Below are 14,904 nucleotides of genomic sequence, written 5' to 3' on the forward strand. Positions count from 1 at the left end.
TTTCATTGTGAGCGGGGCGAGCGAGCGCGCGAAACTGGCAGATGGGGTCGGCCGGGAGGATTTTCACGGGGCGCGCGGCAAAAGCCCTGCCGGACCATGAAGCTGGCGCCGGGTTGTGGGATCCATGCAACAGCAGGGTGCATGGATTGGCCCCGGCATCCCCCAGGGGCCGCCCGCCCTTCTCCGCCGGTTAAGTCGCCCTTAGCGAATGCCGCCTAGGCTCTCGGCCGTCCATTTCCCTGCTCCCCGGCCTCAAGGCCGGTCATGTTGCGGCCAATAGAGCGTTTTCGGATGGAGCAGCCTGCCTGGCACTACGATTCTGGCGTCCCCACACCGTCGGCGACCCCCGCCGCGGCGCGGACGCTTGTCATCGATCTCGAGGGTGCCCTGCTCCGTTCCGAATTGCTGCTGGAAGCGCTGTTCTCCAGCCCCGGCCGCATGCTGGCCCGCTTCGGCGCGGGTGGACGCCCGGGCATGGCGGCGCTCACGGGTATCCTGGCGCAAGCCGAGCTCGACTACGCCCATCTGCCCTATGATGCCGACGTGCTGAACCAGGCGCTGGCGGCGCGGGCGCGGGGCGAGACGATCTATCTGGTGGCCGGCCGCTTTGCGCACCATGCGGCGGGCATTGCCGCGCATCTCGGGTTCGATGGCGTCGTTGCGCCGGCCGATCTCGCAGCGGCTGACCGGCTGCCGTTCGACCGCGCCTCCATGGAGCGCATCGAGACGCGCGGCAGCAGCCGTGCCAGCCTCAAAACCTGGGCGCAGGCGCTGCGCGTCTATCAATACGCCAAAAACACGCTGGTGTTCGTGCCCGCGATCACGGCGCATCAGATGAACCTTGCGACGCTCGGCTACGCGTTGCTGGCGTTCCTGGCGTTCTCGGCCTGCGCGTCGGGCGCCTACCTGATGAACGATCTGCTCGACCTCGCCGCCGACCGGCAGCATCCGACCAAGCGCCATCGCGCGCTGGCGGCAGGTCGACTGCCGATGTCCTCGGCGCTGCTTGCGATCCCCGCGCTATGGCTGCTCGCGGTTGCTGCCAGCCTCTGCATCTCGCCGCTGTTCCTTGGCGTGCTCGGCGGCTATCTCGCCACCACGATCGCCTATTCGCTCGCGCTCAAGCGCAAGATGCTGGTCGACGTCGTGACGCTCGCGGGCCTCTACACGCTGCGCATCATCGCCGGCGCGGTCGGCGTCGGCGTGGTGCTGTCGGAATGGCTCTTGATCTTCTCGCTGTTCGTGTTCACCTCGCTCGCCCTGATCAAGCGCTTCAGCGAGCTCAGCATGCGCGAGAGCGCCGGCCTCGCCGATCCCTCCAACCGCGATTACAGGATCACCGACCTGCACATCATTGGCGCGATGGCGGCGGCGAGCGCCATGAACGCGGTGACCGTGTTCTCGCTCTACGTCTCCTCCTCCGCGGTGACGCCGCTCTACAGCCGTCCTTGGATGCTGTGGCTGCTCAACCCGCTGCTGCTCTACTGGTTCGGCCGTGCCCTGATGATGGCGCATCGCCGCGAGATGCCCGACGATCCGATTCTCTACACTTTTCGCGATGGCGCCAGCCGCGCGACGGTGGCGGCGATGATCTGCATCATGCTGGCGGCGATCTGACCGCGCCCCGGCGGGAACAGCTGCCGCTTGCGCGGCCCGCCGCCAGTGGCTACATCGCGGGCAATCCGATTAGCTTATGATGCCGACAGACCAATTCGATTGAGGTTTTGAAACGCCATGACCGTACGCCTGCATCGCGGCGACCTGCCCGACCTGTCCCGCTACACCGGAGCGGTGGCGATCGACACCGAGACCATGGGGCTGAACCCGCACCGCGACCGGCTCTGCGTGGTGCAGCTCTCGCCCGGCGACGGCAGCGCCGACGTGGTGCAGATCCCCAAGGGTCACACCGACGCGCCGAACCTGAAGGCCCTGCTGGCCAATCCTGGGATCACGAAGATATTCCATTTCGCGCGGTTCGACGTCGCGGTGCTGTACCAGACCTTCGGCGTCATGACCGGCCCGATTTATTGCACCAAGATTGCCTCCCGCCTGACCCGCACCTACACCGACCGGCACGGCCTCAAGGACCTCGTGCGCGAGGTGCTCAATGTCGACCTCTCCAAGCAGCAGCAATCCAGCGACTGGGGTTCCGACAGCCTGACCGAGCCGCAGCTCGCCTACGCCGCCTCCGACGTGCTGCACCTTCATGCCCTGCGCGAGCGGCTCGACGCCATGCTGGTGCGGGAAGGCCGTACCGCGCTGGCAAAAGCCTGTTTCGACTTCCTGCCGACCCGCGCCCTGCTCGACCTCCAGGGCTGGGCGGAAGAGGACATTTTCGCGCATTCCTGAGGCCTCCGGTCGCTGTTAGCTTAGGGCTGCCGCCGCGTTTCGGACACTTTCGTGCGGCCTGTCGCAGGCTGCATATTCAGGCGGCGCCGGATACAATGGCGTGCGCCCGTCAACCGGACGAGACGAGCGACACCTCGGGAGCTCAGGTGAATTCGGCCCATAATCCCACCTACGACGCCGCGCTTGCGGCGAAGTTTGCCAGCGCGGCGCGCCACAGCCGCCTGGTGCGGATTCTGCGCATTGCGGTGCCGGTGACGGTGGCCGGGTCCATGGCCGCGATCGTCGCCGTCTCGACCTTCCTCAATCCGTTCCAGATCCCCGTGAAGCTCGACTCCGGAAATCTCGTGGTGACAGGCACCAAGATCACGATGGAAACGCCGCATATGTCCGGCTTCACCCCGGACCAGCGGCCCTACGAGCTCTGGGCCAAGACCGCGACGCAGGACATCACCGACCCCGATCATGTCGATCTCAATGATCTGCGCGCAAAGGTGCTGATGGAAGACAAATCGACCCTGCTGCTCGATGCCCGCACCGGCCGCTTCGACAACAAGGCGCAGCAGCTCGACCTGCACAAGGACATCTTCCTGCGCACCTCGACCGGCTACGAGGCGCGGCTGAACTCGGCGTTCGTCGACATGGGCAAGGGAACGGTCTCCTCGGATGAGCATGTCGACGTCAAGTTGACCAACGGAACGCTGACCGCCGATCGGCTGCGGATCACGGAAGGCGGCGACGTCATCCGCTTCGAGGGCAATGTAGTGATGCATCTGGACAAGCTGGATGATCCCGCCGTCGCCCAGCCTGCGCCAGCCGAGCAGCCGGCGCCGCCCGTGAAGACACGCACGCCGCAGAACAAGTCTGCCAATTCAAAGTGATTTTCATGATGAGATTCTTTTCGCGCAACGAAGACAAGCGGCGCGCCATTCTCGGTGCGGCCGCGCTCGTCGCTGTCGCGCTGGTCGCAACCGGTGCGGCCGTCGCACAGAGCACGATGCAAGGCGTGCCCAACGCAATGCAGGGCTTTTCGCAAAACCGCGACCAGCCGATCCAGATCGAAGCCGCCTCGCTCGAGATGCGCGACAAGAAGAAGGAGGCAACCTTCTCCGGCAATGTGAAGGTCATCCAGGGCGACACCACCATGACCTCGAAGACGCTCGTGGTGTTTTACGATTCGGGCGGCGGCGACAAGCCGGCCACGCCGCAGCCTGCACCTGCGAAAGGGGCGAAGGCGGCTCCGATGCAGTCGGCGCAGCCGGGGCCGGGCGGCAGCTCCTCGATCAAGCGGCTGGAGGCGCGCGGCAATGTCGTCGTCACCCAGAAGGACCAGGTTGTGACCGGCGAGACCGCCGTGTTCGACACCAAGACCAATCTCATCACCATGCTCGGCGGCGTCGTCCTGACGCAGTGCAAGAACGTGCTGCGCGGCGACCGTCTGGCGGTCGACATGACCACGGGCGTCTCGCGGGTGGAATCCGACAGCGGCAGGGTGCAGGCATTGCTGCCGCAGGGCGGCAGCAATGATTGCGGATCGGGTAACCCGGGCAAGCCCGCCGCGGCGCCGCCGCTGCAACTGCCCGGTGCCGGCAAAAAGTAAATTCCTGAAGTAACTTCAGAGACTTGGGCCAGATGCCGCCGATCCGAGGTTGAAGCTTGCCCGGCGAGGCTGTATCTAGCGCGAAGGGCTTTCCAAGCGGGGTTCGCCGCTTTTCGGGCGTGTTTCACTGGGCATGAGACATCCCTTCACTCATGCTGTGCCGGCGAATCGCAAGGCCGGTGCGGCAGATCGCGGGATCGCGCGCGGATCATCGCGCAGGATTGTCGTGAAAGGCTAGAAGGCGGGATGGTCGATCTCTTCAGCATGTTCCGTCGGCGCCCCGCCAAACGCGGCCGGCCAGGATTTGCGCGCCAGGACATCACCGCCCTCGGTGACAGCGTCGGCGGTCTCGTGCCCAGCCCGGTGCGCGATGCATCGCCGATCGCCCGTGACCAGTCGATGCGCGCGCCCGACCATTTCCAGGCCGACTACCAAGCCGACTACCAGACCGAGCCGCCGCGTGCCCAGGCGGTGCATCCCGTGAGGGCCGCCAGCAGGCCCAATGGCGCCGGCGGGCCGCAGCTTCTGAAGCGGCCGGGCTACCTGGCTGTGCATAGCGTGGAAAAGAGTTTCGGCAGCCGCCAGGTGGTGCGCGGCGTCAGCATCTATGTGCGCCGCGGCGAAGCGGTCGGCCTGCTCGGCCCGAACGGCGCCGGCAAGACCACCGTGTTCTACATGATCACCGGCCTGATCAAGCCCGATCGCGGCGCGATCGAGCTTGACGGCCACGACGTCACCAAGCTGCCGATGTATCAGCGCGCGCGGCTCGGCATCGGCTATCTGCCGCAGGAAGCCTCGATCTTTCGCGGCCTCACCGTCGAGCAGAACATCCGGGCCGTGCTCGAAGTGGTCGAGCCCTCGCGCAAGAAGCGCGAGCAGCAGCTCGACTCGCTGCTCGACGAATTCAACATCACGCGCCTGAGGAAATCGCCGTCGATCGCGCTGTCGGGCGGCGAGCGCCGCCGCGTCGAGATCGCGCGCGCCCTGGCGACGCGTCCGAACTACATGCTGCTCGACGAGCCTTTCGCGGGCATCGATCCGATCGCGGTCGGCGACATTCAGGACCTCGTCCGCCATCTCACCAACCGCGGCATCGGCGTGCTGATCACCGACCACAATGTCCGCGAGACGCTCGGCCTGACCGATCGCGCCTATATCGTCTATGCCGGTGAAATCTTGACCGAGGGTAGCCCGGATGAGATCGTCGCCGATCCCGACGTGCGCCGGCTTTACCTTGGCGAGGAATTCCGCCTCTAGCCCGTTTTTCGATTTCGTCAAGCCGTGTACATCGAGCCCGGACTAGGATAAGCAAAAATCGGACCAACTTTTGGGATCGGTTCTTGCTTCATGGCGCTCACGCAGAGATTAGAGTTTCGGCAATCGCAGTCGCTGGTTATGACGCCGCAGCTGATGCAGGCGATCAAGCTGCTGCAATTGTCCAATCTCGATCTCACGACCTTCGTGGAAGAGGAGCTCGAGCGAAACCCCCTGCTGGAGCGGGCCAACGACGAGCCGCCCGCGGGTGAAGCCCCGGCCGAGACCGGCCAGTTCAGCGATTCCGACGGTGGCCACAACGACGAGCCGGGCGGCGGTCCGGGCGAGGCGTTCGAGCCGGGCCAGGAAGAATGGATGAGCAAGGATCTCGGCACCCGCGCCGAGATCGAGCAGACCCTGGATACGGGTCTCGACAACGTCTTCTCCGAGGAACCAGCCGAGGCCGCCGCGCGCAACGCCCAGGATGCGGCGCCGACCACCTATACCGAATGGGGCGGCGGTGCCTCGGGTGACGAGGACTACAATCTCGAAGCCTTCGTTGCCGCGGAGATCACGCTCGGCGACCATCTTGCCGAGCAGCTCTCGGTCGCCTTCACCGGCCCGGCTCAGCGCATGATCGGCCAGTACCTGATCGACCTCGTCGACGAGGCCGGCTATCTGCCGCCGGATCTCGGCCAGGCCGCCGAGCGTCTTGGCGCATCGCAAGCCGATGTCGAGGCCGTCCTTGCCGTGCTGCAAAAATTCGATCCGCCCGGCGTTTGCGCGCGCAATTTAAGCGAATGCCTGGCGATCCAGCTCCGCGAGCTCGACCGCTACGATCCGGCGATGCAGGCCCTCGTCGAGCACCTCGATCTGCTGGCGAAGCGCGACATCGCGTCGTTGCGCAAGCTCTGCGGCGTCGACGACGAGGACATCGCCGACATGATCGGCGAGATCCGCCGGCTCAATCCCAAGCCCGGCATGAAGTTCGGCTCGGCGCGGCTCCAGACCATGGTGCCCGACGTCTATGTCCGCCCGGGCCCGGATGGCGGCTGGCATGTCGAGCTCAACAGCGACACCTTGCCGCGCGTGCTGGTCAACCAGACCTATTATTCCGAGCTGTCGAAGAAGATCGGCAAGGACGGCGACAAGTCCTATTTCACCGACGCGCTCCAGAACGCGACCTGGCTGGTGCGCGCGCTTGATCAGCGCGCCCGCACCATCCTGAAAGTTGCGACGGAAATCGTGCGCCAGCAGGACGGCTTCTTCACCCACGGCGTGGCGCACCTGCGGCCGCTGAATCTGAAGGCCGTTGCCGACGCCATCCAGATGCATGAATCCACGGTGTCGCGCGTCACCGCCAACAAGTACATGGCGACAAATCGCGGCACATTCGAATTGAAATATTTCTTCACGGCCTCGATCGCCTCCGCCGACGGCGGCGAGGCGCATTCCGCCGAGGCCGTGCGTCACCACATCAAGCAGCTGATCGATTCGGAAGCGCCGTCGGCGATCCTGTCGGACGACACCATCGTGGAACGGTTACGCGCCTCGGGAATTGATATTGCCCGCCGCACGGTCGCGAAGTACCGCGAAGCCATGCGCATTCCCTCGTCGGTACAACGCCGCCGTGACAAGCAGAGCGCTCTTGGTAACGTCCTCTCCACCGCAATGCCCGATCGCTCCCGCAACACCGAGCCGGCCTGATTGCGCTGGCGCGAAATCGCGCTACTCTCGATCCCCCATCGAGACCGATCCAAGCTGGGCACTTAAAACCAAGCGAGGCATCACATGACCCTCAGAATCTCGGGAAAGAGCGTCAGCGTCGGCGACGCTCTGCGCGGCCGCGTCACCGATCGGACCGACGAGGTCCTGCGCAAATATTTCGACGGCAATTATTCCGGCCACATCACCCTGAGCAAGGATGGCTTCGGCTTCCGCACCGACTGTGCTCTGCATCTTGATACGGGAATTACGCTGGAGGCCGATTCGAACGCGCCGGATGCCTATGCCAGCGCCGACCAGGCGCTCCTGATGATCGAGAAGCGGCTCAAGCGCTACAAGAGCCGGCTCAAGGACCGCTCGGCCCGCAAGGCCCATGTCGCCTCCGCCGCTCTCGCCGCCCTGGATGCCACGAGCTACGTGCTGGAGGCGCCGGGCGAGGGTGAGGATGAGGACGAGGTCACCGGCTACAGTCCCGTCATCATCGCCGAGGCCACCACCTCGCTGAAGCAGCTGTCGGTGAGCGAGGCCGTGATGGAGCTGGACCTCAGCGGAGCGCCCTGCCTGGTATTCCAGCACGGCTCCAGCGGCCGGGTGAACATCATTTACCGCCGGGCCGACGGCAATGTCGGCTGGATCGACCCGCCGGGGGCCAAACCGGACGGTTAAGGGCTGGAACCGGCCCCCGTACCAACCGCAGCCCTTAACAATGAGCGGGGCAAAGCCGCACGCAGCAGTTGGCACCGGGATTGCGTTGGAGTAGAAGCGCCCCACATCAGGATCGGGGCTAAGTCCCCCTCCTGCTTCACCTTCTTGATGCCGGCCAGGCATGGTTTGACCAAGCTGGCCAATTCGGAACCTGACGGTTTAATTCACCTCGGAAACCCTCCATGCCGATTACCGATCTGGTCGCACCCGAGGCGATTCTCCCGGCATTGAAGGTCAACAGCAAGAAGCAGGCGCTGCAGGAGCTCGCGGCCAAGGCCGCCGAGCTGACCGGGCAGAACGAACGCTCCGTGTTCGAGGTGCTGCTGCAGCGTGAGAAGCTCGGCACCACCGCGGTCGGCTACGGCGTCGCCATTCCGCACGGCAAGCTGCCCAAGCTGGAAAAGATCTTCGGCCTGTTCGCGCGGCTCGATCGCCCGATCGATTTCGAGGCGATGGACGGTCAGCCGGTCGATCTCGTCTTCCTGCTGCTCGCCCCCGAAGGCGCCGGCGCCGATCACCTCAAGGCGCTCGCCCGCATCGCCCGCCTCCTGCGCGACCAGGACATCGCCAAGAAGCTCCGCGCCTCGCGCGACGCCCAGGCGATCTATTCGGTGCTGGCGCTGCCGCCGGCGACCGCGGCGTAACTTCGCTTTTCCTCGTCGCCCGCTGAGACGCGGAATCGATCCACGCCATTGCCAATGGTACGCGGCCATCTCCGCAGCATGCGCGCGGGATGTCGTGATCGCGTAACAACCGGCGAGATCACGCGAAAAAATTTCCCCATTTGAGACGTCCGGCACATCGCGCCATGTCGGACTCCGCTAATGACGCCAAGGAACGCAAGCGGTGCTTGGATCGGCGCGCCGTCCTGCGCTTTCGCTGATGTGGTGACCTATCGCCCGAAGGTCGGGCCCATAGGATGAAAGTGGTTGGCGCGGTGCAGTGCAGGGCTATCGTGGTGGGGCTAGCGATAGCAGGTACCGCAGTCCCGGCCGTCGCGCAGGATGCCGGATCGCTGCTCCGCGAGATGCAGCGGCAGCAGGAGTTGCAGCGGCAGGAAAGGCTGCCGGCCCCTGACGAGATTCGACCGCAGCAGGCGCCCGCCGCCATTCCCGACCGGGGCGAGCGCATCATCGTGAAGGGCGTTCGCTTCACCGGCAAGGTGGAGCTGCTGCCACAGCCCGAGCGCGACCAACTCGTTGCCTCGGTGCGCGGCAAGCGCCTCGGCATCAAGGGGCTCTATGCGCTGGCCGATCAGGTGACGGCCGTGCTCCAGGGCCGCGGCCGGTTGCTGGCGCGCGCGCTGCTGCCGCCTCAGGACATCACCAACGGCATCGTCACGATCGAGATCGCCGAGGGCGCGCTCAAGACCATCACGCTCGACCGCGCCAACGGCGTGCGCGTGCGTGAGGACCTGTTGCGCGCGATCATCGAGGGTCGTCTCAAGCCGAACGGCGTGACGCGGCAGGATCTGGAAGATGCGCTGTTGCGGATGAACGATCTGCCGGGCGTGTCGGTGCATGCCAAGCTCGCGCCGGGCGATGCGCCGAACACCAGCAAGCTCGTCGTCGGCGTCGCGCAGGCGCCCATTCTCGGGGGCGGTATTTGGGCCGATAATTACGGCAGCTCCAACGTGGGCAAGGCGCAGGGCAACGGGCTCATCTCGCTCACCGACGTGTCCGGCTACGGCGACCTGACGCGGCTCTCCGGCACGGTGTCGCAAGGGCAGGAGTACGGCTCGCTGACGACGAGCGTGCCGCTCGGCGCCAGCGGCTTCACTGCCAATGCGAGCTACGGCTATCTCGACTACCACAATATCGACGCCATCGGCAGCGCCCTCGGTCTCACCGGTTTTGCCCATTTCGCCAATGGCGGCGTCGACTACAGCCTGATCCGCTCGCGCGATTTCAACCTCCAGCTTGGCGGCACCGTGACCTGGAAGGCGCTGGTCGACGACAGCATCGTCGGCAAGCTTCAGGACAAGCGCTCGACCTCCGGCACGCTCGGCCTCAACGGCGACCGGCGCGATGCGCTGCTCGGCGGCGGCATCACCAACTGGTCGGTGAGCTGGACTTTTGGCGATCTCGATCTTTCGCGCGTGGCGAGCGCGCTCGCGGCGGACCAGGCCGGGCTCCGGACGCAAGGGCAGTTCAATCGGATCAATGCCTCGGTTGCCCGGCTTCAGGCCTTGCCCGGCGACTTCGCACTGTTCGGTCGCCTCTACGGGCAATGGGCCGACAAGAATCTCGATTCCTCGGAAGATTTTGCGCTGGGCGGCCCGTTCGGCGTGCGCGGCTATCCCGTGGGCGAGGCGCGCGGCGATATGGGCGTGCTCGGCACGCTGGAGCTTCGCTACAACGCGCCGCTGCCTGTGCGCTTCGGCAGCCTGCAACTCGCGAGCTTCCTGGACGGCGGCTACGTCAAGATCAACGTGTCGCCGAACGGCATCGCGCCGGTCACTGTCTGCGGCTGCAATGATTACGGGCTCGCCAGCGCCGGCCTCGCCGCGCGCTGGACGCGCGAGTGGCTCAACGTCTCGGCGAGCTGGGCCCATACGCTGGGCGACAATCCCGGCCGTTCCGTCATCACCGGCGCCAATGCCGATGGCGTCAAGGCCAACGACCAGTTCTGGCTGCAAGCCGGCATTCGCTTCTGATGTTTCGAGGGGGCACGCGATGACATCGACCCTGCCGCGGATGCGACTCGCAATCGCGCTGTCCGCGACCACGATGCTGACGCCGCCGGCGCTGGCGCAGACGCTGCCGACCGGCGGCCAGGTCGTGTCGGGACAGGCCACGATCAGTCAGTCCGGCAACGCCATGATGATCAACCAGTCGAGCGACCGGATGATCGCCAACTGGCAGAGTTTTTCGATCGGCGCCGGCAGCTCCGTGACCTTCAACCAGCCCGGCGCATCCTCGGTCGCGCTGAACCGCGTCGTCGGCCAGGACCCGTCAAAAATCCTCGGCAGCCTCAGCGCCAATGGGCAAGTGTTCCTGATCAATCCGAACGGCATCGCCATCGGCAAGACCGGCAGCGTCCAGACCGGTGGCTTCGTCGCTTCCACGCTCGGCATCAGCAACGCGGATTTTCTCGCCGGTCGCTACAACTTCACCGGCAGCGGCGGCGCGATCAGCAACGAGGGCAGCATCTCCGGCAAGGTGGTGGCGCTGATCTCGCCGAGCGTCAGCAATTCCGGCACCATCACCGGCAGCACGGCGCTCGCCGCCGGCACCGACGTGCTGCTGGACTTCAATGGCGACGGCCTGCTCTCGGTCGAGGTCAAGGCCTCCACCGTCAAGACCCTGGTCGAGAACAAGGGATTGATCCGCGCCGATGGCGGGCTCGCCATCCTCACCGCCAAGGGCGCGAGCGACGCCATGAAGGGCGTCGTCAACAACACCGGCGTGGTGCAGGCCGCGAGCATCGGCAGCAGGAACGGCCGCATCCTGCTGCTCGGCGATGCCAAGCATGGCGAGGTCAATGCCGGCGGCACGCTGCGGGCCCGCTCGGTCGAAACCTCCGCCGCCAAGGTCAATCTCGCCGCCGATCTGAAGGTCGATACGCTGGGCGGACATTGGCTGATCGATCCCGTCAACATCACCATCGACGCCAACTACGCTGGCGTCTTGCAGACGGCGCTTGCGAGCGGCGACGTGACGGTGACGACCTCGGGCAGCGGCACCGACGCGGGCAACGTCACGGTCAACTCCGCCGTCACCTGGGGCTCGCATATCCTGACGCTGCGGGCCGACAACGCCATCGTCATCAATGCGCCGCTGACCTCGACCGGCACGACGAGCAGTGACGGCCTGGTCCTGCAATACGCACAGACCACGGCCACCGGTGGCTACACCATCAACGCGCCGGTCAACCTGGCGGCGGGCAGCCTGTTCCAGACCCGGAAAGGATCCGACGCCGCCATCACCTATGCGGTGATCACCGATGTCAATGCCCTGCAGAACATCAACACCAACCGGTCCGGCAACTATGTGCTGGGCGCGAACATCGATGCCAGCGCCACGGCGGGCTGGAATGCTGGCGCCGGCTTCACGCCGATCGGCGGCATCGGCGATATCAGCAAATATTTTTTCGGCATTTTCGACGGGCTCGGTCACCGCATCAGCAACCTGATCATCAACCGGCCGTCCAGCGATAACATCGGCCTGTTCGGCTACATCGATGGCGGGACCATCCGCAATGTCGGATTGGAAGGCGGCAGCGTGACGGGCAACAATGCCGTCGGCGGGCTGGTGGGGTCGAGCGGCCTCTGGGTCTACGGCGGCACGAGCAGCGTCGCTTACAACACCATCAGCAACGTTTACAACACCGGCAATGTGACCGGCAGCGGCGCCATGGTCGGCGGGCTGGTCGGCGACGCCTATATCACGACGATCAGCAACTCATATGCCACCGGCACGGTTGCGGGCTATGGCGCCGCCGGCGGGCTGGGAGGGCGCGTCGTCGCCTCTTTCGTCTCCAACTCGTATGCGACCGGCAACGTGTCCGCTAGCTGGGACGGTGCTGGCGGGCTGATCGCGTACAATATCGGTACGTGGATGGGACCGGGCCCCGGGGATTATGCCATCGGTACGGTGAGCCACTCTTATGCCACGGGTACCGTATCTGGCGGCATCAACGTCGGTGGCTTGTTGGGATACAGCAACATCGGTCTCGTCACCGATAGTCACGCCACCGGCAATGTTTCGGGCACCGGCGCAATTGGCGGTACAGGCACAGCTGCCGGCGGACTGGTGGGATTCCAACAGTACAGCCGGGTGGAGCGGTCTTACGCCACCGGCAACGTGTCCGGTGTCGTGGCAGTCGGCGGACTGGTGGGAGGCAGCTGGTACGGCGCCGTGGTAAGCCAGTCTTACGCGACCGGCAATGTGTCCGGAACGAGGTCGGTCGGCGGGCTGGTCGGGCACAGCAATGAAGCCGTTTCGGTGCTCGATTCCTACGCCACGGGAGCGGTTTCAGGAAATTCCGAGGTCGGCGGGCTGGTGGGGGTGAATCAGGAAAGCCATGTGAGCCGAAGCTACTTCGCGGGCACCGTGTCGGGAACCAGCAATGTCGGCGCGATCGTGGGGATGAATTGGGATGGCGGCGACGTCACCCAAAGCTATGCGAACAGGGAGACATCGGGGCAGAGCGCCGCCTGTGGCGCATCTTTCGGCGGCGGCATCTGCGATGGCGGCATGCTCACCACGGCACAGCTGCGCGATCCCTTCACCTTCATCAACAACGGCTATGACTTCGCCGCCGTCTGGGGCAAGTCCGTCAGCGGCGCCAATAACGGCATGCCGGTGCTGCGCGCGTTCGGCGACACCGTCTACGATGCCTATGTCAACGTCGCGGGCTCGGCCAGCACCACCTATGGCAAGCTGGCCTCGCTCGGCGGATTGACGATGACCGGCGTGAACGCCAATCGCGTCACGCTCGGCTGGGGCAGCGCAGTCACCACCGCACTGGGCGCGGGCAGCTACAATCTCAGCGGCCCCGACGTTATCAACGCGACCGGCTCGGGCGGCGCGGTCTATGTCGGCTCGGTCGCGGTCGGCCTCACCATCGACAGGGCGGCGCTCACCATCACCGCCAACGCGTCCAAGACCTATGACGGCCTCGCCTTCTCCGGCGGCAGCGTCGCTTATTCCGGCTTCATGAATGGCGAGACTGCATCCGTGCTGTCGGGCGCGCTTCTTTATGGCGGCACGGCGCAGGGCGCGGTGAATGCCGGCCGCTACAGCCTGACGGCGTCGGGCCTCTCCTCGGCCAATTATGCTATCACCTATGTCGACGGTTCGCTGACCGTCAACAAGGCGCCGCTCACCATTGCAGTCAACGGCGTCACGAAGAATTACGACGGCGTGCCGTTCTCCGGCGGCAGCGCGATCTATTCCGGATTCGTGAACGGGGAGGGGCTGTCCGCGCTATCAGGCACGCTCGTCTACGGCGGCTCGGCCCAGGGCACGCGAAATCCCGGGGTCTACGGCATCGCCGCCTCGGGGCTGACATCCGCGAACTACGACATCACCTATGTCGACGGCCGGCTCGCGATCATTCCGCGCGACGCAGGCGCCTGTTCGCTTGGGGCCGGCGGCAACCCGGTCTGCGGCGCCACTCCGCCCAATCCCGCCGCGCCGCTCGGGCTGAACGACCAGGCGCCGATCGAGATCGTGCTGCCTTAGAGCACTCGGCAGCGCCGCGCTGTAACCCCGCACTCCATCATTGCGAGGAGCTCGCAACAAAATTGCGAAGCAATTTTGCGCTGAAGCGACGAAGCAATCCAGAATCTCTCCGCGGAAAGATTCTGGATTGCTTCGCTGCGCTCGCAATGACGAGGAGAGCGCAGGCGATCTAACACCCATGAAAGCGGGCACGCCTTCGTGCGAAGGCGTGCCCGCTTAAAACTCACTTCGTGCGAAGCGCGTGCTCAGTACACGCTCACCGCTTGCAGCTCGTTGCTCCAGGCGTTGGCGACCGCGGCCTAACGCCTTGCATTCGCCGCGGCCATTCCCGGACAGAAATTTCTGGCCACGCCTTCGCCGGCGCCGCGCGTGCGCTTCAGCAGACCGTCGGCAGCAGGCGCCGGACTTCGTCGAGCAGTTCGGGAATCGCCGTCTTGTCACCCGCGAGGTGCTTGAGCAGCGCACTTTGAAACAGACCGTCGAACAGCGCATAGAGCGCGGCGGGCGACGACGCCGGCCGCTTGCTGCCGAGCTCGGCATAGCGGGAGGCGATGCGCCAGATCATCGCTTCCAGGCTCTTGTCGATCTCGAGTACATCCTTGCGAAACGCCGCCTCGAACATCGCCTGCGAGCGCAAATCGTACCAAAGGCGGTGCATCCGGGCTTCGTTCTGCAGCGTTGCTGCGAGCTTGGCGAGGAAACCCTCCGTCAATTCGTCGCGGCTCGTTGCTGTCGCGACGACATCGTCATATCGCGTCACGCACTTCGCCTTGTAGTGGCGGACGCAGCAGCAGATCAGGTCGAGCTTGTCGCTGAAATAATAGTGGAACACGCCGTGCGTGAACGCCGAGTTCTGCGCGATTTCGCGCAGGCTGGTGCGTGCGAAGCCGAGCTCTCCAAGCGTTTCGAGCGCGGCCTCGGCAAGCTCGACGCGCCGCGCGTTGAACTTCTCGTCGCGCAGCACCTCGGCCGCATCAGCCACACGCCGGGCCGCTCCCGTCACCTGCCGCGCCATCTCGTCCCTTCCTCAGTCCCGTTCTTTCAAGGACTTATACCGCGTCGACCGCGGAATGCTCCATCCCCTCA

The 14,904-nt window shown here is 65.3% G+C and carries 11 protein-coding genes; 10 read left to right on the forward strand and 1 reads right to left on the reverse strand.

Features of this window, described 5'->3' with window-relative positions; all coding sequences use genetic code 11:
• Positions 1-291: 291 nt before the first annotated feature.
• The 10 genes from AC5ZFO_RS05335 to AC5ZFO_RS05380 all read left to right on the forward strand — a co-directional run bounded on the left by AC5ZFO_RS05335 (position 292) and on the right by AC5ZFO_RS05380 (position 13,818).
• Positions 292-1,617, forward strand: coding sequence for a UbiA family prenyltransferase (locus tag AC5ZFO_RS05335; RefSeq protein ID WP_496121606.1), 1,326 nt, complete (start codon positions 292-294; stop codon positions 1,615-1,617).
• Between the two features lie 117 nt (positions 1,618-1,734).
• Positions 1,735-2,349 carry a ribonuclease D gene (locus tag AC5ZFO_RS05340; protein ID WP_071908880.1) on the forward strand — a complete coding sequence of 205 codons (615 nt, stop codon included), beginning with the start codon at positions 1,735-1,737 and terminating at the stop codon, positions 2,347-2,349.
• Positions 2,350-2,495: 146 nt separating this feature from the next.
• Positions 2,496-3,227 carry an LPS export ABC transporter periplasmic protein LptC gene (gene lptC, locus AC5ZFO_RS05345; protein ID WP_282521672.1) on the forward strand — a complete coding sequence of 244 codons (732 nt, stop codon included), beginning with the start codon at positions 2,496-2,498 and terminating at the stop codon, positions 3,225-3,227.
• A gap of 5 nt (positions 3,228-3,232) precedes the next feature.
• Positions 3,233-3,946: an LptA/OstA family protein gene (locus AC5ZFO_RS05350; protein WP_282521671.1), complete on the forward strand. Its 714-nt coding sequence runs from the start codon at positions 3,233-3,235 to the stop codon at positions 3,944-3,946.
• A 246-nt stretch (positions 3,947-4,192) separates the two neighbouring features.
• Complete coding sequence (lptB, locus tag AC5ZFO_RS05355) at positions 4,193-5,203, forward strand: LPS export ABC transporter ATP-binding protein (protein WP_282521670.1); 1,011 nt, start codon at positions 4,193-4,195, stop codon at positions 5,201-5,203.
• A gap of 90 nt (positions 5,204-5,293) precedes the next feature.
• A complete protein-coding gene (rpoN, locus tag AC5ZFO_RS05360; RefSeq protein ID WP_282521669.1) occupies positions 5,294-6,907 on the forward strand; it encodes an RNA polymerase factor sigma-54 in 1,614 nt (537 codons plus the stop codon).
• An 84-nt stretch (positions 6,908-6,991) separates the two neighbouring features.
• Entirely contained in the window at positions 6,992-7,591 is a 600-nt protein-coding gene (hpf, locus tag AC5ZFO_RS05365; protein WP_212484999.1) for a ribosome hibernation-promoting factor, HPF/YfiA family, read from the forward strand.
• 221 nt (positions 7,592-7,812) lie between these two features.
• A complete protein-coding gene (gene ptsN / locus AC5ZFO_RS05370) occupies positions 7,813-8,274 on the forward strand; it encodes a PTS IIA-like nitrogen regulatory protein PtsN (RefSeq protein ID WP_008141251.1) in 462 nt (153 codons plus the stop codon).
• A gap of 275 nt (positions 8,275-8,549) precedes the next feature.
• Positions 8,550-10,286: a ShlB/FhaC/HecB family hemolysin secretion/activation protein gene (locus tag AC5ZFO_RS05375; protein ID WP_282521668.1), complete on the forward strand. Its 1,737-nt coding sequence runs from the start codon at positions 8,550-8,552 to the stop codon at positions 10,284-10,286.
• A 19-nt stretch (positions 10,287-10,305) separates the two neighbouring features.
• The gene (locus tag AC5ZFO_RS05380; RefSeq protein WP_496121609.1) at positions 10,306-13,818 is read left to right on the forward strand and encodes a two-partner secretion domain-containing protein; all 3,513 of its coding nucleotides are present in this window, start codon (positions 10,306-10,308) and stop codon (positions 13,816-13,818) included.
• Between the two features lie 376 nt (positions 13,819-14,194).
• Here the strand turns inward: AC5ZFO_RS05380 and AC5ZFO_RS05385 are convergent, their stop codons facing one another.
• Positions 14,195-14,833, reverse strand: a complete 639-nt coding sequence (locus AC5ZFO_RS05385) for a TetR/AcrR family transcriptional regulator (RefSeq protein WP_282521665.1) — start codon at positions 14,831-14,833, stop codon at positions 14,195-14,197.
• Between the last annotated feature and the right edge of the window lie 71 nt (positions 14,834-14,904).

The organism is Bradyrhizobium sp. Unk1 (assembly GCF_059512345.1).